The sequence below is a fragment of the Paenibacillus tyrphae genome (genome assembly GCF_024158745.1).
Classification (GTDB): domain Bacteria; phylum Bacillota; class Bacilli; order Paenibacillales; family NBRC-103111; genus Paenibacillus_G; species Paenibacillus_G tyrfis_A.
Map to the genome: position 1 here is coordinate 32,125 of NZ_JAMZAW010000009.1, position 19,494 is coordinate 51,618.

The 19,494-nt window shown below is 55.1% G+C and carries 18 protein-coding genes; 15 read left to right on the forward strand and 3 right to left on the reverse strand.

Annotated features, from left to right (window positions below; all coding sequences use genetic code 11):
- The first annotated feature begins 5 nt into the window (after positions 1 to 5).
- From NI000_RS14665 to NI000_RS14685, 5 genes are all read left to right on the forward strand, one after another.
- Positions 6 to 1,967 (forward strand): DHH family phosphoesterase, encoded by a 1,962-nt coding sequence (locus NI000_RS14665; RefSeq protein WP_253411712.1) that lies wholly within the window; start codon positions 6 to 8, stop codon positions 1,965 to 1,967.
- On the forward strand, positions 1,964 to 2,407 hold the full coding sequence (rplI, locus tag NI000_RS14670; protein WP_253411714.1) for a 50S ribosomal protein L9: 444 nt from the start codon (positions 1,964 to 1,966) through the stop codon (positions 2,405 to 2,407). The genes NI000_RS14665 and rplI overlap by 4 nt, the downstream gene beginning before the upstream one ends.
- Positions 2,408 to 2,522: 115 nt before the next feature.
- A complete protein-coding gene (gene dnaB, locus NI000_RS14675) occupies positions 2,523 to 3,881 on the forward strand; it encodes a replicative DNA helicase (RefSeq protein WP_025849860.1) in 1,359 nt (452 codons plus the stop codon).
- A 282-nt stretch (positions 3,882 to 4,163) separates the two neighbouring features.
- Complete coding sequence (locus NI000_RS14680) at positions 4,164 to 5,447, forward strand: adenylosuccinate synthase (RefSeq protein ID WP_253411716.1); 1,284 nt, start codon at positions 4,164 to 4,166, stop codon at positions 5,445 to 5,447.
- A gap of 168 nt (positions 5,448 to 5,615) precedes the next feature.
- Positions 5,616 to 6,311: a hypothetical protein gene (locus tag NI000_RS14685; RefSeq protein WP_253411718.1), complete on the forward strand. Its 696-nt coding sequence runs from the start codon at positions 5,616 to 5,618 to the stop codon at positions 6,309 to 6,311.
- Between the two features lie 284 nt (positions 6,312 to 6,595).
- On the opposite strand, the gene NI000_RS14690 is transcribed toward NI000_RS14685, so the two are convergent.
- Positions 6,596 to 6,859: a hypothetical protein gene (locus tag NI000_RS14690; RefSeq protein WP_253411720.1), complete on the reverse strand. Its 264-nt coding sequence runs from the start codon at positions 6,857 to 6,859 to the stop codon at positions 6,596 to 6,598.
- Between the two features lie 309 nt (positions 6,860 to 7,168).
- Between NI000_RS14690 and NI000_RS14695 the strand changes: the two genes are divergently transcribed.
- The 6 genes from NI000_RS14695 to NI000_RS14720 all read left to right on the forward strand — a co-directional run bounded on the left by NI000_RS14695 (position 7,169) and on the right by NI000_RS14720 (position 14,389).
- Entirely contained in the window at positions 7,169 to 8,740 is a 1,572-nt protein-coding gene (locus tag NI000_RS14695) for a M23 family metallopeptidase (protein ID WP_253411722.1), read from the forward strand.
- Between the two features lie 187 nt (positions 8,741 to 8,927).
- Positions 8,928 to 9,665 (forward strand): response regulator YycF, encoded by a 738-nt coding sequence (gene yycF / locus NI000_RS14700; RefSeq protein ID WP_253411724.1) that lies wholly within the window; start codon positions 8,928 to 8,930, stop codon positions 9,663 to 9,665.
- Positions 9,666 to 9,680: 15 nt separating this feature from the next.
- Positions 9,681 to 11,525, forward strand: a complete 1,845-nt coding sequence (walK, locus tag NI000_RS14705; RefSeq protein WP_253411726.1) for a cell wall metabolism sensor histidine kinase WalK — start codon at positions 9,681 to 9,683, stop codon at positions 11,523 to 11,525.
- Positions 11,522 to 12,805, forward strand: a complete 1,284-nt coding sequence (locus NI000_RS14710) for a YycH family regulatory protein (protein WP_253411728.1) — start codon at positions 11,522 to 11,524, stop codon at positions 12,803 to 12,805. The genes walK and NI000_RS14710 overlap by 4 nt, the downstream gene beginning before the upstream one ends.
- Before the next feature lie 13 nt (positions 12,806 to 12,818).
- Positions 12,819 to 13,565 carry a two-component system regulatory protein YycI gene (yycI, locus tag NI000_RS14715; protein WP_108532510.1) on the forward strand — a complete coding sequence of 249 codons (747 nt, stop codon included), beginning with the start codon at positions 12,819 to 12,821 and terminating at the stop codon, positions 13,563 to 13,565.
- Positions 13,566 to 13,585: 20 nt separating this feature from the next.
- The gene (locus NI000_RS14720) at positions 13,586 to 14,389 is read left to right on the forward strand and encodes an MBL fold metallo-hydrolase (protein ID WP_253411730.1); all 804 of its coding nucleotides are present in this window, start codon (positions 13,586 to 13,588) and stop codon (positions 14,387 to 14,389) included.
- A 202-nt stretch (positions 14,390 to 14,591) separates the two neighbouring features.
- Here the strand turns inward: NI000_RS14720 and NI000_RS14725 are convergent, their stop codons facing one another.
- Positions 14,592 to 14,822 carry a hypothetical protein gene (locus NI000_RS14725; RefSeq protein ID WP_253411732.1) on the reverse strand — a complete coding sequence of 77 codons (231 nt, stop codon included), beginning with the start codon at positions 14,820 to 14,822 and terminating at the stop codon, positions 14,592 to 14,594.
- 176 nt (positions 14,823 to 14,998) lie between these two features.
- Here NI000_RS14725 and NI000_RS14730 point away from each other — a divergent pair, with 176 nt between their 5' ends.
- Together NI000_RS14730 and NI000_RS14735 are read left to right on the forward strand one after the other, a co-directional pair.
- A complete protein-coding gene (locus NI000_RS14730; protein ID WP_375540975.1) occupies positions 14,999 to 16,225 on the forward strand; it encodes a S1C family serine protease in 1,227 nt (408 codons plus the stop codon).
- 117 nt (positions 16,226 to 16,342) lie between these two features.
- Positions 16,343 to 16,510: a CxxH/CxxC protein gene (locus tag NI000_RS14735; protein WP_010501530.1), complete on the forward strand. Its 168-nt coding sequence runs from the start codon at positions 16,343 to 16,345 to the stop codon at positions 16,508 to 16,510.
- Positions 16,511 to 16,611: 101 nt separating this feature from the next.
- On the opposite strand, the gene NI000_RS14740 is transcribed toward NI000_RS14735, so the two are convergent.
- Complete coding sequence (locus NI000_RS14740; protein WP_253411736.1) at positions 16,612 to 17,325, reverse strand: hypothetical protein; 714 nt, start codon at positions 17,323 to 17,325, stop codon at positions 16,612 to 16,614.
- A gap of 167 nt (positions 17,326 to 17,492) precedes the next feature.
- Between NI000_RS14740 and rlmH the strand changes: the two genes are divergently transcribed.
- Together rlmH and NI000_RS14750 are read left to right on the forward strand one after the other, a co-directional pair.
- Complete coding sequence (rlmH, locus tag NI000_RS14745) at positions 17,493 to 17,972, forward strand: 23S rRNA (pseudouridine(1915)-N(3))-methyltransferase RlmH (protein WP_054975751.1); 480 nt, start codon at positions 17,493 to 17,495, stop codon at positions 17,970 to 17,972.
- A 180-nt stretch (positions 17,973 to 18,152) separates the two neighbouring features.
- The gene (locus NI000_RS14750) at positions 18,153 to 19,433 is read left to right on the forward strand and encodes a DEAD/DEAH box helicase (RefSeq protein WP_253411738.1); all 1,281 of its coding nucleotides are present in this window, start codon (positions 18,153 to 18,155) and stop codon (positions 19,431 to 19,433) included.
- Positions 19,434 to 19,494 lie beyond the last annotated feature (61 nt).

The window sequence follows — 19,494 nt, forward strand, 5'->3', positions numbered from 1 at the left end:
ATGAAATGCCGAAGTTCCTGTTGAAGCGTTGGCACGGAATGCATATCGTATGGATTTTTGCGCTGCTCACGGTGCTGATCCTCATTCTTTTCTTGTACTCGTGGATCATCAGCGTGATCGCGCTGGTTCTGTGCGGCATTCTGGGGTACTACACCTTGCAGGCGGAACAGGCGTTCCGTAAGGAATTGAACGAATACGTCAGTACGCTGTCCCATCGGGTCAAGCGGGCGGGGAGCGAGGTCATCCACGAGCTGCCGTTGGGGATTCTCTTGTATAACGAGGACAAGATCATTGAATGGCACAACCCGTTCGTCGCGAAAATGCTGGGCAAAGATTCGCTGATCGGCGAGTCGGTCAATGAGATGTTTCCCGTGCTCAAAACCCGCAAGGACAAAGAGCTCAAGCTTGAGATGACGATCGACAAGCAGATTTATGAAGTGCAGGTCCGCCCGGATGAGCGGCTGCTTTATTTTACGGATATTACGGCGCTGAAATCGCTGCAGCTCCGCTATGAGGAAGAGAAGCTGGCGATCGGCATCGTCATGATGGACAATCTTGACGAGGCGACGCAGGGGCTGGACGATCAGACGCGCAGCATCATGATGGCCAAAGTGACGGGCGAGATCACCGAATGGGCGCAAAAGCATCAAATGTACCTGCGCCGGACGGCGTCGGACCGTTATTTGATCATGATGGACCAAAAAGGGCTGAAGGCGCTCGAGCAGTCGCGCTTTGAGATTCTCGACGAGGTGCGGGACATCACGATCGAGAACAAGCTGCCGATGACGCTGAGTATCGGTATCGCCTCGGGCACATCGTCGCTCACCGAGCTCGGCCATTGGGCGCAGACGAGCTTGGATATGGCGCTCGGGCGAGGCGGTGATCAGGCGGCCGTGAAGGTCGGGGAGCGGCTGTCGTTCTACGGTGGCCGGACGAATGCGATTGAGAAGCGGACGCGGGTGCGGGCCCGGGTCATATCCCATGCGCTGCGGGACTTGATTAAAGATTGCGATAAGGTCGTCATCATGGGGCACCGGATGCCGGACATGGATGCGATCGGTGCGGCCATCGGGGTGCTGAAGATGGCGCATGTCAGCAACAAGGAAGGCTATATCGTGCTGGAAGGGATCAACCCGTCCATCCAGAAGCTGATGGAGACGGTATACGAGGACGAGAAGCTGAACCGGTGGTTCATTACGCCGGATCAGGCGATGCAGATTACGAATTCGCGCACGCTTGCCGTCATTGTCGATACGCACCGGGCCTCAATGACGCCGGAGCCGCGGCTGCTGCAGCTCACGCCGCGCAAAGTGGTGGTCGACCATCACCGCCGCAGCGAGGACTTCATCCATGATGCCACGCTCGTCTATATGGAGCCGTACGCTTCATCTACCTGCGAGCTGGTGACGGAGCTGCTGCAATATTTCCACGAGCGGCTGACGATGGGCGTGCTGGAGGCGACGGCGCTGCTGTCCGGCATCATGGTCGATACGAGAAGCTTCAGCCTGCGTACGGGCGCGCGGACGTTCGAAGCCGCGTCGTTCCTGCGGCGGAGCGGAGCCGATTCTTCGTTAATCCAGCGGCTGCTGAAGGAAGATCTGGAGCATTACATTCAGAAGGCGGACGTGATCAAGAACGCCGTCGTGATCTTCGACCATATTGCGCTTGCGGTGAATGAGCCGGGACGTAAATATTCACAGTTGCTCATTGCCCAAGTTGCTGATACATTGTTAACTATGACAGGAATTATGGCGTCGTTCGTCATCAGTGAGCGGCCGGACGGCTTGATCGGCATCAGTGCGCGGTCGCTCGGCGAGATGAACGTCCAGGTCGTGATGGAGCGAATGGGCGGCGGCGGCCATTTGACCAATGCGGCTACGCAATTGGAAGGTACGCTTGCAGAAGCCACGCAGCGGTTAAAGCAGATACTTAGCGAGATTCATGCGGAGGAGGGGTTGTTCGAATGAAAGTCATTTTGTTGAAGGACGTCAAAGGTCAAGGAAAGAAAGGCGAAGTGAAAGAGGTTTCCGAAGGCTACGCGACGAATTTCTTATTTAAACAGCAGTTGGCCGCGCCGGCCAGCGATTCGGCGATGAAGACGCTGGAGCAGCAGAAGAAGGCCGAGGATCGTAAAAAAGCGCAGGAGAAAGCGGACGCGCAGGAGCTCGGCAAGAAGCTCGGCGAGCTGACGGTTCAGCTGAAAGCAAAATCTGGAGCGGACGGTCGGTTGTTCGGTGCCGTGTCGAACAAGCAGGTAGCGGAAGCACTGGAAAAGCAGGGGATCAAGCTGGATAAGCGCAAAATCGTGATGGATGAGCCGATCCGCACGCTCGGTGTGACCGAGGTGGTCGTCAAGCTGCATCCGGAAGTGACCAGCAAGCTGAAGGTTCACGTGGTGGAAGAATAGATCGGCTAGACCGATATTATATGGTATTTTGGGGAAATGACATGCAGGAGCGGGCGGTGAAAGGCAGCCGGCTCCTGCGTCGTTATAAGGCAGTATCCAGTGGGGAGGATAACGGATGAACGAGAGTTTGTTTATGGATCGCATCCCTCCGCAAAATTTGGAAGCCGAGCAGGCGGTGCTCGGCGCTATTTTGCTTGACGGCGACGCGCTGGTCACGGCGATGGAGCGGGTCACGAGCGACGACTTCTACCGCGGCTCGCACCAGCGCATCTTCGAAGCGATGATCGAAATTGCGGAGGCGAACGAGCCGGTCGATTTGATCACGCTGACGGCCCGGCTGCAGGATAAGAAGCAGCTGGAGGAAGTCGGCGGCATCAGCTATTTGTCGGAGCTTGCCAATGCGGTGCCGACGGCAGCCAACGTCGATTACTACGCGCAGATCGTGGAAGAGAAGTCGATGCTCCGCCGCCTGATCCGCGCCGCGACCCAGATCGTCACGAACGGGTATTCCGGCGAGGACGAAGTGGGAACGCTGCTCAGCGACGCCGAGCAGCGGATTATGGAGATTTCGCAGGCACGATCGGGGTCCGGCTTTATTGCCATCAAAGACGTGTTGATGGAGGTTTTCGATAAGGTTGAATTCCTCTTCAACCAGAAGGGGAGTACAACGGGAGTCCGTTCCGGCTTTGCCGATCTGGACAAGATGACGTCCGGGTTCCAACGTTCGGACCTCATTATTGTGGCGGCGCGTCCTTCGGTAGGGAAAACGGCCTTCGCCCTGAACATCGCGCAGAACGTCGGGGTACGGGAGAAGGAAACCGTGGCCATCTTCAGTCTCGAGATGGGCGCGGCCCAGCTCGTACAGCGGATGATCTGTGCGGAGGCGAACGTGGACGCTGGCCGGATGCGGACGGGCTTTCTGGAGCCGGACGATTGGGAGAAGCTGACGATGGCGATCGGATCGCTGTCGGAAGCGAACATCTACATCGACGATTCGCCGTCCGTCACGGTGGCGGACATCCGGGCGAAGTGCCGCAGGCTGAAGAAAGAGAAGGGCCTCGGCATGATTCTGATCGATTACCTGCAGCTGATTCACGGCCGCGGCAAGGGCGATAACCGGCAGCAGGAAGTATCGGAAATTTCGCGGACACTGAAACAAATCGCACGTGAGCTGGACGTGCCGGTCATTGCGCTGTCGCAGCTCAGCCGGGGCGTAGAGCAGCGGCAGGACAAGCGGCCGATGATGTCCGACCTTCGGGAATCCGGTTCGATCGAGCAGGATGCCGATATCGTGGCGTTCCTGTACCGGGACGACTACTACGACAAGGAATCCGAGAAGAAGAACATCATCGAGATCATTATCGCCAAGCAGCGGAACGGCCCGGTCGGCACGGTGGAATTGGCGTTTCTCAAAAATTACAACAAATTCGTCAATCTCGACCGGTCGCATCAGGAGATGGCGATGGCACGTTAACGGCTTAGAGCTTCCCGGGGTGGGGTTTGTTGCACGGGGAACATTTTTTGCGGAAGTTGGTTTAGGATAGCATAAAGGACGGCATCCTGCGGTAGAATACGCGCAGGTGCCGTTTTTTTGTGTCAGGAAAGGTTTGTCGATGTTTTCCGAACAATGCTGGGCTAAGGATTATAATTGTTCGTTTTTATTGACTTTGCGCTAGTCAACTGCTAAACTAGTCATGGTGCGTTGCACCGTAAAGGCTAATATTAGGTGGTTTCCCACCTCACGGGGGTAGTGAAGATGTCAACGGTAGTGGTTGTCGGAACCCAATGGGGAGACGAAGGAAAAGGAAAGATTACCGATTTTCTGGCAGAGTCCGCTGAGGTTGTCGCGCGCTATCAGGGCGGGAACAACGCAGGACACACCATTCTCATTAACGATAAAAAGTATAAGCTGACGATGATTCCTTCCGGCATTTTTTATGAAGATAAAGTATGCGTCATCGGCAACGGGATGGTTATTAATCCGGGTGCGTTGCTTGAAGAAATCCGCTATATTCACGAGAACGGCTTCACAACGAAGAACCTGCGCATCAGCGACCGCGCGCATGTCATCATGCCGTATCATTTGCTGCTCGACGGGCTGGAAGAAGAGCGCAAAGGCGATAACAAAATCGGCACGACCCGCAAAGGGATCGGCCCTTGCTATATGGACAAAGCGGCGCGCAACGGCATACGGATTGCCGATCTGATGGATGCGGAAGAATTCGAGAGCAAAGTGCGCCGGCTCGTCGCCGAGAAGAACACGCTGATCGAGCAAGTGTACGGTTCCAAAGGAATCGACGCGGACTCGATCATTCAGGAATACCTCGGATACGCCGAGCAGCTTCGTCCTTACGTAACCGATACGTCGGTCATTTTGAACGACCTGATCGACGCCGGCAAGAAGGTGCTGTTCGAAGGGGCGCAGGGCGTCATGCTCGACATCGACCAAGGAACGTACCCGTTCGTCACTTCGTCGAACCCTTCGGCAGGCGGCGTCTGCATCGGTTCGGGCGTCGGTCCTTCGAAAATTCAGCAAATCATCGGCGTTGCCAAGTCGTATACGACGCGCGTAGGTGACGGTCCATTCCCGACCGAGCTGATGAACGAAACCGGCGACTGGATTCGCGAGCGCGGTAACGAGTACGGCACGGTAACCGGCAGACCGCGCCGCGTCGGCTGGTTCGACAGCGTCGTCGTCCGTCACGCCCGCCGGGTGAGCGGCATCACGGGCTTGTCCTTGAACTCGCTCGACGTGCTCGCCGGTCTGGAAACGGTCAAAATCTGCACCGCGTATACGTACCGCGGCGAGACGATCAGTCACTACCCGGCAAGCTTGAAAATGCTGGCCGAGTGCCAGCCGGTGTACGAAGAGCTTCCGGGCTGGAACGAAGACTTGTCCGGCGTCCGCAAACTTGAGGATCTGCCGGAGAACGCCAGACGTTACGTCGAGCGTGTGTCTGAGCTGACGGGCATTCCGATCGCGATCTTCTCGGTTGGCCGCAACCGCGAGCAGACGAATCTGGTGAATCCGATTTATTAATTCGGAAGATGAAATAGGCAACCCCTCGAACCGTCCTTGATTGATGACGGTGGCGAGGGGTTTTTCATGCCCGCATTTGCATTTTTCCCCGGCGTCCCCGGTTGGTTTCCCAGAAAAAGGTCAATACTGTGAATAGAGTAGCAGAAGGCAAGATGGGAGATGTCCGGGATGAAATGGCTGATAGGGATCGCCAAGCTGGCGGTCAGTGCGGCGATAACCTCGCTTTGCTGTGTGGCGCTGACGTTCGCCGCTGCCAATACTTATGTGGACTTATTGCTCGACCAATATCATATTCCGCGTCCGGCCGGTCAAAAGATCGAATGGGGCGCCTTCATGAGCCGTTTTACGGCGCAGCTGGGGCTTGGAGCGGGAGGTGGGAGTAGCATACCCGCGAAGCCCAAAGACTTGGCGGTGTCCGTGCCTCCGGCCGGCAATACGCCTTCCTCCTCGGAAACCGGCACGAAAGAACGCACGCAGACGGACGGCAAAACGACGGCTCCAGGCAGCGGCAAGGCGAACGACGACCCTTATAGGGTGCCGGAGGATGCGGTGGCTGTCTGGAGCCGCCAATCGGGGAAGACAAGCGGCAAGCAGGACAGTCTCACGGAGCAGGAACGGAAGGTCGTGGTCTCGAGCGAGGAAGTGACGAAGAAGAAGGAGCAGTTGTCCGAAGCGGATAAGGCGAAAATCTTTTCCTTGATGGTCTCGCGCGTGCCGCAGGAAGACATGCAGACGATATCCAAGCTGATGGAGGACGGCATTACGGCCGCCGAGCTGAAGGAAATCGAGCGGCTTCTCCAAAAATCGTTGAAGTCCGACGAGTATAAGCAGCTGATGGATTTAATTCAAAAGGAAACGCCCTGACGAGAGCAGGGCGTTTTGCGGTTATTGAGAAAGTGGTCGTATGCGGTAATAGAGGGTTACGAAAGGGGTGGGGTATCCACTTCCGACCGCTGTTGTCATCGGGAAATCTTGATTGGAAGCTGCTTAGCAGCGGACATTTCCCGAAGACAAAGGCGGCCGCTATCGCTTCTCCAGTGGATACCCCACCTCCGTATGTATCTCTATTTTTTAAAAACCCCTTTCTCAACATGCACAAACGCCCTGACGCGCGCAGGGCGTTTATTTTTTTCTCGTTCAGTTTACCTCTATTCAATCGATCCCCCGAAGCGGGTCACCGTGTCTTCGGCTTGTCGAATTCGCGATGATTCGACAACGACCTGCAGCAAGCAGCCGGGACTTTCGGCTATTGACAAATGAGATAGTCCGCCGCCCAGAAGGGACATTGGCATCGGCTGATGCGGCTCCACCCCCGGCTCGATCTGGAGATCGACGACGCCCTGCTTCCGCAGTGCATCCACGGCTTGCTGCAGGTCATGTTCGCTTCGGAAAGCCGCCGTAAAATTTTCCATCGATTGTCTTCACACTCCTGTCAATTTCTCCGCTGAAATGTGGGATGAGATACGATTTTGTTGAAATCGGCAAAGTTAATGTGGTAAATTTATAAAGTGGTTTTTAAACCCTTTGGGTTATTGTCCCTTTTTTTAGTGTTTTTATGTGCACATCGTAAGCGAACCTGAGAACGTACGCCCAGACAACATGAGACTATAGACTTAGAGAGAAGAAACGTGTCATCAGGAGAAGCATCGCATCCGTCGGTCATAAGGCCGGGGGAAGCTGAGGTTCGAATGCGGCAAAAAACGGCTTAAAAGGAGAAGAAAATGAAATTTTTCAAAGGAGCGGATCGACTCAAAGGCCTATTGGACAAGCTTCGCACTCCAAGGCCTGCGGATCGGTCGAATAGCTTGGATAAAAGCGTAAAGCCAGCGGCGGTGTCGGAAGTACCGGGAGCGACAGCGCTTGAACGGATGAAAAACCGAATCATTTTACATAAATGGATGGTTATTAAATCGGTCTCTGCGCTAGGCTTGATGGCGGCGGTTGTTGTTAGTGGACATGAATTGGTTGAAGCCAATATGAACGATTATTATCAGGTATATGCGAACGGAGATCTGATCGGGATCGTATCCGATCCTTCCAAGGTCGAGGAATATAAGCAAAAGAAGCGGGAGCAGTTGTCCAAGAGCGAGTCTGATCTTCGGATGGTTGTTACGGAACCGAAGCTCGAATTAACCCCTGAAAGGGTTTTCAATCACAATACGGAGGATCAAGCCGTGCTCGATAAGCTCAGCGGCTATTTCTCCTCGTACCCGGTCGGCGTGCAGCTTGTGGTAGACGGCAAGCCGATGGGGATCGTGAAGGACGAAGCGGCGGCGAAGACGGTGCTGGACCAAATCAAGAACAATGCGATCGCCTCCATGCAAACGAAGAAAACGTCGGGGCGCGTAAGCATCTTGTCGGCGTCGCCCGCGGCCGGTACACCGGTGCAAACGGAGCTGCAAAAAGCGGACTTCGTGCAAAAGGTCGATCTTCAGGAAGTGAAGATTGAGCCGAATCAGCTGGCGAATCCGGAGGATTTGCGCAAAAAGCTGGAGACTGGCGATGTTCAGCCGACCAAATATACGGTGGAGAAGGGCGATTGTGTCTCGTGTATCGCGCAGAAGCTGAATATTCCGAAGCAGGTTATTTATCAGAACAATCCCACGATCACCGACGATATGATCAAGGTCGGCCAGCAGCTCGACTTGACGGTTCTGAAGCCGACGCTTGCCGTGCGGACGGTCGAAAAAGTGGTGGAAAATCAAGAGATTGCCTACGAGACCGAAGTGAAGCAGGATGACAACATGCGTCTCGGCGAGTCCGAGGTATTGAGTCCAGGCAAGAACGGTCTCAAGAAAATGACCTTTCAGCTTACGAAAGTAAACGGCCTGCTCGAGGCGGAGACGGTCTTAAGCGAAGAGATCGTTCAACAGCCGGTCAAGGCCGTCGTGAAGAAAGGCACCAAAGTGATCAAAGGCGAAGGAACGGGTAAATTCGCTTGGCCGGTCCTGTCGGCATCGATTTCAAGCACGTTCGGCACCCGTTGGGGCGCGTTCCATAAAGGTGTCGATTTGACGGGCAACCGCAACATTATGGCGTCGGATAACGGCAAAGTCGTGTTTGCCGGCGAGAAAAGCGGGTACGGCAACTGCATTATCATCGACCATATGAACGGCTACCGCACGCTGTACGGCCACTTGAGCCAGATCGATACGAGTGTCGGCAAGATCGTCGAGAAGGGCGAGAAGATCGGTTACATGGGCAGCACCGGAAATTCGACGGGTATTCATCTGCACTTCGAGGTGCAAAAGGGCGAGACGCCGGAAAATCCGCTCAAATATTTGAACCAATAAGACGGTTAGAGAGATAGAGGGGCATGGAAGTCGCAGGAAACCTGGGCTTCCGTGTCTCTTTTTGCTTCAGGATGTGGTAAAATAATAGAATAGCTTACCATGGATAGGATATCGTTGACATTCGACCTCGCGAAGCAAGGAGCGTAGTACGGATGCAACGCAGTCTCTGACAGGCGGTGAACGAAGCATGGCCAAAATTCTCGTCGTTGACGATGAACAGCCGATTGCCGATATATTGAAATTCAACTTGGAAAAAGAAGGCCACGAGGTTATCTGCGCCTATGACGGTGCAGCGGCCGTGGATCTTGCCTATTCCGAAGACCCGGACCTGATTTTGCTCGACCTGATGCTGCCGGTCAAGGACGGTATGGACGTCTGCCGGGAGGTAAGGGTGAAGCTGAACACGCCGATCATCATGCTGACGGCCAAGGATAACGAAATCGACAAGGTGCTCGGCTTGGAGCTTGGAGCCGACGATTACGTGACGAAGCCGTTCGGCACACGTGAGCTGTTGGCCCGAGTGAAAGCGCATTTGCGCCGACATACGAAGTCGGCGGTGCCGACGGCAGCCCAAGCGCAGCCTAACGAAGAGGAAGCCCGGCAAGGGCTGCGTATCCAGAGCTTGTTTATCGATACGGACATGTATGTCGTGTATAAGGACGACGTTCCGCTCGATTTGACGCACCGGGAATTCGAGCTGGTGCAGTACATGGCCAAGAACAGCGGCAAAGTCATGACGCGCGAGCATCTGCTTCAAGCGGTATGGGGCTTCGAATATTTCGGCGATGTGCGGACGGTCGACGTGACGATCCGCAGACTGCGCGAGAAGCTGGAGGACGACCCGAGCCGTCCCGAGTACATTATTACCCGGCGCGGACTTGGGTACATGATGCGCAATTCGAAAGCAAGCGCCGGCGGCTACTAAGCAGAGGCCGAGCCGATGAAACCGATCCGTTTCTTCCAATCGATTCAAGCCAAGCTGATTATTATTTATTTGCTGCTGATATTGGTCGCGCTCCAGCTCATCGGGGTTTATTTTATTAAGACGCTGGAAACGTCGCTCAAAAACGAGTTTATCGAGAACCGGAACTCGCAAGCGCAGCTTCTTGCGCAGTATGCAGAGACGTACCTGACGGAAAATCAGGAAAATAAAAACTCGGACACGACCAAGAAATCGTATGCCGATCTGAACGATTTTGTAAACAGCCTCTTCGCGACGAGCAAAGCGGAAATCCAGATTATCGATGCGAACGGTGTCGTGCTTACGACGACGAGGCCGATGAACCAATCGGTTGTGAACAGTAAAAATACGCAGACTGAGGTGACGCGGGCGCTGCAGGGGATTAAGGATAACCAGCGTCTGTTCACCGACTTCGACGGCGTCCGCAAAATCATTATCGCCAAGCCGATCGGCTCGGGCGTCAAGGTGCTCGGCGCCGTGTACATCATTGCTTCGATGGACGATGTCTACAAAACGCTGACCCAGATCAACAACTTCTTCATCTCCGGCACGTTAATCGCGCTCGCGCTTACGGCGGGGCTCGGCGTGATTTTGTCGTCTACGATTACAAATCCGATCAAGGCCATTACGAGACAGGCTACGGCCGTAGCCGAAGGGCGGTACGAGTACGAGGAAAAAATTCGGGTGATGGGCGAGGATGAGATCGGTCAGCTCGGCAATACGTTCAATTTCATGATGGAGCGGCTGCGCGAGGCGTTATCCCTTAACGAAGAGGAGAAGGAAAAGCTCGCTTCGATCTTGTCGAACATGAACGACGGGCTGATCGCCACTGACGACCATGGGCGCGTCATTGTGATCAACCGGCGGGCGAAGCAGATCCTGCAGGTCAACGAGGATACGACGCTCGGCATGCCGCTTGGCGAACTGCTCGGGATGCAGCAGGAGAAGATGCAGGTGCTGGAAGGCACGGAGGATCATTCGACGATGCTTCACCTGTATCATGAGGCCGAGGAAGATCCGCTGTTCGTCAAAGTGACGTATACGACGATTCACAGCAAGGGCAAAGGCTCCGCAGGGACGATTGCGGTGCTGCAGGATGTCACCGGCCAGGAGAAGCTCGAACAAGCGCGCCGGGAATTCGTAGCGAACGTATCGCACGAGCTGCGGACGCCGCTTACGACGATTAAGAGCTATCTCGAAGCGCTGGAGGACGGGGCCCTGGAGGAGCCGCAGCTTGCGGGCAAGTTCGTCAATGTGGCGAGGAACGAAACGGAGCGGATGATCCGGCTCGTCACGGACCTGCTGCAGCTGTCCAGGCTCGATTCGAAGCAGGCGATTATCAGCAAGGAAACGACGGATGTGACCGAGATGCTTGAGGAAGTGGCGGACCGTTTCTCTTTTCAACTGGAGCAGCGCATGATCGCCATCGAAATCGACGTCGAGAAGCATGTAGACGAAATTATGCTGGACCGCGACCGGATCGACCAAGTGCTCGACAACCTGGTCTCCAATGCGATCAAATATACGCCGGAAGGCGGACATATCCGCATTCACGCGGGCCGGAGAGAACACGCCGTGCTGGAAATTTCCGTCCAGGATAACGGCATCGGGATTCCGCGCAAAGATTTGAGCCGGATCTTCGAACGCTTCTACCGGGTAGATAAAGCCCGTTCCCGCAGCATGGGCGGGACTGGTCTCGGCTTGTCGATTGCCCGGGAAATAGTGAAGGCGCACGGAGGCACCATTCAATTGGATTCCGAACTCGGGCAAGGGACGCGGGTAACGTTCACGCTGCCGTATCAACAGGAGGAGGCGGCCGTATGATCGAGAAACTGAAAACCGCCGCGCTGACGCTGCTGGTGCTGCTCAGCCTGCTGCAAAGCTACCTACTGGCTTACAGCTACCCGAAATTCGACCCGGTCAAGCCGGAGGAATACGTGAAAACCGACATCCTCGGCACCCATGCGTCCCTGAAGGATATGCTGTTTCCGGACCAACTGGTGCTGCATCTGGGCAACCAGCAGCATACGGTGCTCTACCCGAACACTTTGAAGTACAATGAAGTGATGGAGATTTTGAAGCAGCGGTTTCTGGAAGGGTTCCGGAAGACGAGCGTCACTTCGCTCGGCATTAACTGGGACGATGTGCGGAATAAGCAGCAGGGAGTCGAGATCCGGTTCCGCGACGGGCTACCGATGAACGTTCTGCAGGAGGTCATGCAGCTGAAGGGCGATCTGCAGGGCGAGAACGACTTGATTACGCGCATTTGGATTTTTGCCAAGGATACGAACGAGGTCAAAGCGATTCTGTTTACGGATACGGCGAATACGGCATATGAAGCGATCAAAGCCGACTTTACGGTGAAGGACATTGAGAAGTTCGTACAGGCGGATGAAACGTTCACCCCTTACAAGCCGGTGGTCGGGGACTATTATTTGCCGATGAAGCCGCTGGCGATCCCGAGCCTCAAGATGACGTATACGCAGTTTACGGCGGATCAATTGAAGCGCACGTTTTTTGTCGATCCGACGCTGACGCGCAATGTGACGGAGCGGGACGGCTCGGAGATTTATACGGACGGAAAGCGCGGGCTGAAGCTGAGAAACGAGCAGCACTGGATGACGTATACCGATCCGGTGGCTGCGACGGAGAACAACAAGGTCGATTTGCGTGAGAGCTTGTTATCGGCCGTGCAGTTCATCAACCAGCATGGGGGATGGAACGGCAAGTACGGGGTGCAGAAGGTGCCGCAGCGGCTGCTGCCGGGCAATCAGCAGTATGTGTTCCGGCAGTACTACGATTCGTACCCAGTCATCAATACGCGGAACGAGAATACGGGCTTTATGAGAATTTCGTTGCAAAAGGGCATCGTAGCCAGCTACGATCGTTCGCTGATGACCCCCGATTTCCGAAGCGCCGTCCGTACCGAGGTGCAGCTGGCGGGCGGAGAGCCGCTGGAGCAGAAGCTGGCTGCGTTCGCCAAAAAGGCGCGGGTATATTCGATCTTCCCGGCTTACCGCATGGTCGTGACGGAGCAGGCAATGATTCTTGTTCCTGCTTGGGTGGCCGAGCTGCAAGACGGTACGTACGAATTTTTGGACTAAGGAGGATGCCGGCGTGGAATGGGGACGGGCTAAAACGATATTGATATTGTCCTTCCTGCTGCTGAACGTGGTGCTCGGCATCCAGCTGTGGTCCAGCCGTGCGGACCTTCTCGATCTGGAAGCGAACGCGATCGGAGCGGCGGAGGAGATTCAAAGGCTGTCGAAGAGTAAAAATATACAGGTGCCGCCGGATATTCCGAAGGATGTGCCGAAGCTGCGGGAGATTGTCGTCCGGTTCGACGATAATTTCAATCCGGAGAAGGCGGTGCCGCTGGCGGCGCCGTTCAAATTCGATCCGTTGATCAGCAAGGGCTCGTTCCGGGACGTACTGGCGAGAACGGGAATTCCGAAGATCGAGTCGTACCAATTCGATCCGATGACGAGTCTTGGCGGTACTTATGTGTTTCACCAGTTGTACGGCACGCTTCCGATGTTCGACGTGCAGCTGAGGCTGTTCGAGAAAAACGGGCAAATCACTTCCTACCAGCAGGGTTATGTGGAAGTGCAGTCCGACGGGCAGCAGAAGGAACAGAAGGTCATTACCGCCTACATCGCTTTGCGGAGTCTGATCGAGAACTATTTGCCGTCGGGTGCGGTCATTACGAGCGTACGGCTCGGCTATCACGGACAGGTGTACAATTCGCAGACGTTGAATATGTGGCCGTCCTGGCGGGTGTCGCTGGGGAATGCGGACGGAGACGTGTATTACGTTCATGCTTTGAACGGTGCGGTGGAAGGGCCGCAGAAGAGCAAAAAGTAAGCGGCTAAGGAGTTTTGAACATGGGGATACGGTTTTGTGTGCTGGGCAGCGGCTCGACGGGCAACGCCACGGTCGTTGCGACCGAGGAGGGCAAAGTGCTGATCGACGCCGGGCTCAGCGCGAAAAAGATAGATCAGCTGTTGAAGGAACGGGGCATGTCGGCCAGCGAGCTGGATGCGATTGTGGTGACGCACGAGCATGCCGACCATATTAAAGGGCTGGGCGCGGTTGCGCGCAAATACGACTTGCCCGTCTATGCCAATGAGAAGACATGGGCCGAGCTCGACCGGCAAATCGGCGAGATTGCGGAGGAGAAACGCTGCGTGATGAAGACGGGGGAAATGCTCGAATTCGGCTCGCTGCAGGTGGAATCGTACGGCATTTCGCACGATGCGGCCGAGCCGGTCGGCTACTGCTTCTATCACGAGGAAGAAAAGCTGAGCGTAGCGACGGATCTCGGCTACATGAGCTCCAAGGTGAAGGAGAAAATTCAGGACAGCGACGTGCTCGTCCTGGAGTCCAACCACGATATCGAGATGCTGCGGATGGGCCGGTATCCGTGGAACATCAAGCGGCGCATCTTGAGCGATGTCGGCCACTTGTCCAACGAAGCGGCCGGGATCGGCCTCGTCGATGTCATGACGGCGAAGACGAAGCGGGTGTATCTCGCACATCTCAGCCGGGACCATAACCTGATGGATTTGGCCAGGCTGACCGTGAATAGTATGGTAGAGGAGCGGCTCGCTCCGGACGATCACCGCGCCAAGCTGATGGACACGTATCATGACCGGGCGACGGAGTGGGACGCGTTGAAGGACGATTAGCCGTTCCCGGGACAAGGGAGCGGGGATAGAATGCTTTTGGAGCCGCAAATAAGGATCGGGTCGGATTAAGCGCTGTACATAAGCGGTCTGAGCAGGATGGCGCATGGTGAATCGCAGGGGCGGCTTTGACGCGGCTCAAGTGAAGCTTGCTGATAGTGTGCTGGGAAAGCTCCGTTTTTTCGGCGATCCGCGGTGTACGGCCTTAATGTCGGTGACGGCTGCCAATGCCGGTCGGGAGTGTGGACTGATCGGACGCCTCCAGCGTGTGGATTTTGGCAGCTAATTCTTGTGTGGTGAGCAGCCCTTTTTCCAGCAGCAGCTCGAGAATGGCTCCCAGTAAAAGGGAGTTTCGGTAATGGTCTTCCTTGAGGTCCGCGAGCTTGGCGATCCAAGCGACTTCATCCAGATGGGACGATATGCGGCGGTTCGACATCTCCATCATCCTTCCTTGATCGGGTGCAGGCTTATGTTCTTATTCTAGTCTAGCTTTAGGGAAATCATTCCTCTTTTTTAGTTTTTGAGATTGCCAGATTTTAAGGTACAATGGATATAGCAGATTTTTCGGCCTCGTGTGGGGTGCGGAGCGGGATGGAACAGGGGGCGGCAGCGGTGAGTTTGTTTGACGACGATTTTTATTCGACGAAGGCACCCCGAAGGGAGACTTGGCGCTTGCCGCCCGGCCGGTCCGGTGTGAGGCTGCCGACGTGGCTGCTTCCGGCCGTTGGAGGCGCCGTTGTCACGGCGGCCTTGTTCATGCTGTTCGATCGGGAGGCAGGGCACGATGTGATACCGCAGGCGGTTTCGGTGATGGCCGCGCCGTCTCCGGGAGCGGCGACCAGCGGAGGCGTCGATGCCGAGCGGCTGACGAGCGATTCGGTGGTAGGCGCGGCAGCGAAGGTATCGCCGACGATTGTCAGCATTATTGGCTCCCGCCGAGAGGGAGAGAAGGAAAACGCGCGCGGCGGCGCGGTGGGTCTCGGTTCGGGCGTTATTTTTGCCCGGGCAGGGGATCAGGTGCGCATTGTGACGAACAACCACGTCGTGGAAGGGTTCCAGCAGCTGGACGTTATCACGATCACCGGCGAGCGCCGTAAGGCGACGTTGGTCGGGCGCGATCAGATTACGGATCTGGCCGTACTGGAGATTGACGGAAGCGGGATCAAGCAGGTCGCCGAATTCGGCGATTCGGATACGCTCAAGCCGGGAGAAACGGCGTTAGCCGTAGGCAATCCGCTCGGGCTCGGGTATGCGCCGACGGTGACCCGGGGTATTATTAGCTGGCCCAAACGGACGATTCCCGTATCGCTTGGGAAGGACGGCGAGTTCGACTGGGAGATGGAGGTCATCCAGACGGATGCGGCCATCAATCAAGGGAATAGCGGCGGCGCCCTCGTGAATCTGGACGGCAAGGTCGTCGGCATCAACACGCTCAAGGTCGCCGATATGGGCGTGGAGGGTCTCGGCTTCGCGATCCCGATCAATCAGGCCAAATCGATCATCGACACGTTGATCAAGGATCATAAAATCAAGCGCCCTTACATCGGCGTGGTGACGCAGGATCTACAGGCGTATGCGGGCATCGAAAGCTTGAAGCTGCCGTCGGACGTCAAGAAAGGCGTCCTGGTAATTGACGCCGTCGGTCCGGGCAAGGACGCAGGGCTCAAAACCAGCGACGTGATTGTGGAGCTGGACGGCAAGCCGGTCGACGGTACGCTGGCGCTGCGGAAATACATTTACGGGCACAAAAAGATCGGAGAAAAACTCGCCGTCACGTATTATCGGGGAGCGAAGAAGAATACGGTTCAGGTCACGCTGGCTGAGCTGAAGGACCGCTAATGGATCAGGGAAAACTGTAAGTCGCGGCCGCTTTTGGGGAATAATGAAAGCAGAGCCGTATAGAAGCGAAACGATGTGCGATTTTATTAGGGTTAAAAGAAAAAGGGGTCTTATCTTATGCACGTAGTTTGCAAAGAGCATCTGGAGCTTGCCATCGATATGTTCGTGGATGAATACGAGGATGCGCCGGACATTGTGGACTTGGAGGAAGTGAAGTTTACGGGCTGGGACCCGCCTCCGCATTGCGAACGGTGTGCCGAGCCGGGGCGCTTCTTGGTTGTGTAGGAGTTTGTCGAGGTATGGAGATAACATAGAATGATTGTCGGAGGGCTGGCTTGGTGCGGCCTTCCTTTTTTATAGCTGGTTATGGTGTAGCGGCTGTGATTTTAGAGGTAGAAGTCTCCAGCGTATTCAACGGCTTTGGGGATTTTGGCATAAACTGTTTGTTGGCCGCGGCTATAGGAGGCAGTATAGAGGATTCGATCTCCGCTATATACATGGTAAACGTCGGTTCGATTCACAACGGTTGTTCCTAAATCATACTGGATCGCACCGTAGTAATCACGATGGTTATGAACGGATTCCGGAGCCGTGCATTTTGTTTTGGAATAGATGTGCTTGAATGAACCGTTTGTCTGATTAGTCCATACGAGATTGATGAGTTTTCTTAGTTCAGTTCCTACGCTAGATTGAATCTGGACGTTGGCGCGAACCTCAACCGGATTTACAATGGTACTAGTGCCGCCTTTTGGGGCGCTGCACAAGAAGGAATCTTGTTCCCTTGGCCCGACATTGTCATTACCGTCTTCAATAACTTTATAAGGAACGGAGTACGTTGAATAGACGTACCGCTCCGTTAGATTACCTTGGGGAGTAAGAAGCGTAGAGTCATTTCCCTTTAACGCTTGATCAACAAAGGTTATGGTAAGGTTATTCTGACCTTGGGGCTTGCCGACAATAACAGGTACAGTTGGAGTGGCTACTTGTTCACTTGAGACGGGAGCGTTTCCCAAGTTTGGCGCTGTAGCGACTGGAGAAGCAGCGAGTGTTAGAGCTGCGAAAGAAGCGGCCAGAATGGCAGGTATGCGGTTATGGGCCATTGCTTTTACCTTCTTTCAAGTAATAATATAGTTCAATTTACATAATATCACATTTGTTTCTTGTTAAGTTAAAGTTTCTTTGGAGAGAACAATGAGAAGGCGAAGGAAATTTCACGACACCTCGAATGAGACAAGTAAAGGGTAGACGAGAGAGGAAGAGCAAGCGGATGAATATTCAGATTATCACAGTAGGGAAATTGAAGGAGACTTATCTGGTGCAGGGGATCGCCGAGTACGTCAAGCGTTTGGGCCCGTATGCCAAGGTACAGATCGTCGAGGTGCCGGACGAGAAGGCACCGGAATCCATGAGCGCCGCGGAGGAGGTGCAGGTGAAGCAGCGCGAGGGCGAGCGCATTCTCGCGAAGCTGCACGCCGATGCTTACGTCGTGGCGCTTGCCATCGACGGGAAGCCGCTGTCGAGCGAGGAGCTCGCGCGGCAGGTGCAAGACCTTGCCACGTACGGGCGCAGCCACGTGGCTTTTGTTATCGGGGGCTCGCTGGGCCTCGCCCCCGAAGTGCTTGCGCGCGCCGACCTCAAGCTGTCGTTCGGACGCATGACGCTGCCGCACCAGCTCATGCGGCTGGTGCTGGTGGAGCAGGTGTATCGGGCGTTTAAGATTATGCGGGGGGAACCGTATCATAAGTGACGCAAATTTTTATGATAAACAGGGAAGCCCAAAAACCAGGGGTCGCTCTTAAGGATTCCGTCTATACATTTTAAGTAGAAATTGCCGTTTTACAGAGAATGCAGTGCGCCACCTCATATCTGGTGTATAATGCAAGAAGTGAAACTTCCGCATCGACGGTGGCATGACGAAGGAGATTTTATGACATTTGAACAATTGAAACTGATTCCCCCCATTCTTAAAGCGCTGGCCAAGGAAAATTATAGACAGCCCACTCCCATACAGGAGCAAGCAATTCCGCCGGTGCTGGCGGGCCGAGATTTGTTCGGCTGCGCTCAGACGGGGACCGGCAAGACAGCGGCGTTCTTGCTTCCAATTATCCAACTGCTGAGCGCGCAGCAGGGACGACCGAGCGGCAAGCGCGTCATTCGTTCGCTGATCCTGACGCCTACGCGAGAGCTGGCCATTCAGATATCCGACAACTTTAAATCTTACGGACGCTTTTCGAATCTGCGAAGTGCCGTGATTTTAGGCGGCGTCTCGCAAAAAGCACAGGAGCAGGCGCTGGAGCAAGGCATGGACATTCTGATAGCGACGCCGGGCCGACTAATCGACCTGATGAACCAAGGGTTCGCCGATCTGCGTCACGTGCAGATTCTCGTGCTGGACGAAGCAGACCGCATGCTAGATATGGGCTTCATTCACGACATGAGAAGGATCATAGCCAAGCTGCCTGCCAAACGACAGACGCTGTTCTTTTCGGCGACGATGCCGCCCGAGATCACGTCTCTGGTAGACTCACTGCTGACGAATCCAATGAAAATCGAAATTACGCCCGTTTCCTCGACGGCGGAACGGATCAAGCAGACACTCTACTTTGTGGACAAGCCGAACAAGCTGCCGCTGTTGATCGACCTGCTACAAGACAAGTCGATCGAGAGCGCGCTTGTGTTCACCCGTACGAAGCATGGCGCGGACCGGCTGGTGAGGGGCCTGACGAAGGCGACGATTACCGCGCAGGCGATTCATGGCGACAAGTCGCAGAACGCCCGCCAAGCTGCGCTGAATAACTTCAAGCAAGGTGTGACTCGCATGCTGGTGGCGACAGACATTGCGGCCCGGGGCATCGACATCGAGGAGCTGTCGCACGTCATTAACTACAATTTGCCGAATATCCCGGAGACGTATGTGCATCGGATCGGCCGCACCGGACGAGCGGGATTAAGCGGAATAGCGATTTCGTTTTGCGAGTACGAGGAGATTCCTTATCTGAAAGATATCGAGAAGCTGATCAAGCAGAAGATTCCGGTGATTGGGGATCATCCGTATCCGATGACAATTAATGAGTCGACTCCGACGACAGTTGGGGAGATCAGAACCAGCGTCACCCGCGGCCATCGCGAAGGCGCTACTCAAAACGACTCTGCTGGCAGAAAAGGAACCTTCGGAGGTTCCGGCCGCCGCTCGAGACGGCGATCCTAAATCAACATGACGACCGCGACAAGTAAGAGTATAGGCAGTTGTAATAATAGGTTATACCAAT

Excerpts from the sequence above, each read along its gene's own strand:
- yycF (WP_253411724.1), top strand. The coding sequence starts at position 8,928 with ATGGCCAAAATTCTCGTCGTTGACGATGAACAGCCGATTGCCGATATA.
- rlmH (WP_054975751.1), top strand. The coding sequence starts at position 17,493 with ATGAATATTCAGATTATCACAGTAGGGAAATTGAAGGAGACTTATCTG.
- NI000_RS14680 (WP_253411716.1), top strand. The coding sequence starts at position 4,164 with ATGTCAACGGTAGTGGTTGTCGGAACCCAATGGGGAGACGAAGGAAAA.
- NI000_RS14750 (WP_253411738.1), top strand. The coding sequence starts at position 18,153 with ATGACATTTGAACAATTGAAACTGATTCCCCCCATTCTTAAAGCGCTG.
- NI000_RS14735 (WP_010501530.1), top strand. The coding sequence starts at position 16,343 with ATGCACGTAGTTTGCAAAGAGCATCTGGAGCTTGCCATCGATATGTTC.
- NI000_RS14710 (WP_253411728.1), top strand. The coding sequence starts at position 11,522 with ATGATCGAGAAACTGAAAACCGCCGCGCTGACGCTGCTGGTGCTGCTC.
- walK (WP_253411726.1), top strand. The coding sequence starts at position 9,681 with ATGAAACCGATCCGTTTCTTCCAATCGATTCAAGCCAAGCTGATTATT.
- NI000_RS14690 (WP_253411720.1), bottom strand. The coding sequence starts at position 6,859 with ATGGAAAATTTTACGGCGGCTTTCCGAAGCGAACATGACCTGCAGCAA.
- NI000_RS14720 (WP_253411730.1), top strand. The coding sequence starts at position 13,586 with ATGGGGATACGGTTTTGTGTGCTGGGCAGCGGCTCGACGGGCAACGCC.
- NI000_RS14740 (WP_253411736.1), bottom strand. The coding sequence starts at position 17,325 with ATGGCCCATAACCGCATACCTGCCATTCTGGCCGCTTCTTTCGCAGCT.
- dnaB (WP_025849860.1), top strand. The coding sequence starts at position 2,523 with ATGAACGAGAGTTTGTTTATGGATCGCATCCCTCCGCAAAATTTGGAA.
- NI000_RS14685 (WP_253411718.1), top strand. The coding sequence starts at position 5,616 with ATGAAATGGCTGATAGGGATCGCCAAGCTGGCGGTCAGTGCGGCGATA.
- NI000_RS14725 (WP_253411732.1), bottom strand. The coding sequence starts at position 14,822 with ATGTCGAACCGCCGCATATCGTCCCATCTGGATGAAGTCGCTTGGATC.
- rplI (WP_253411714.1), top strand. The coding sequence starts at position 1,964 with ATGAAAGTCATTTTGTTGAAGGACGTCAAAGGTCAAGGAAAGAAAGGC.
- NI000_RS14665 (WP_253411712.1), top strand. The coding sequence starts at position 6 with ATGCCGAAGTTCCTGTTGAAGCGTTGGCACGGAATGCATATCGTATGG.
- NI000_RS14695 (WP_253411722.1), top strand. The coding sequence starts at position 7,169 with ATGAAATTTTTCAAAGGAGCGGATCGACTCAAAGGCCTATTGGACAAG.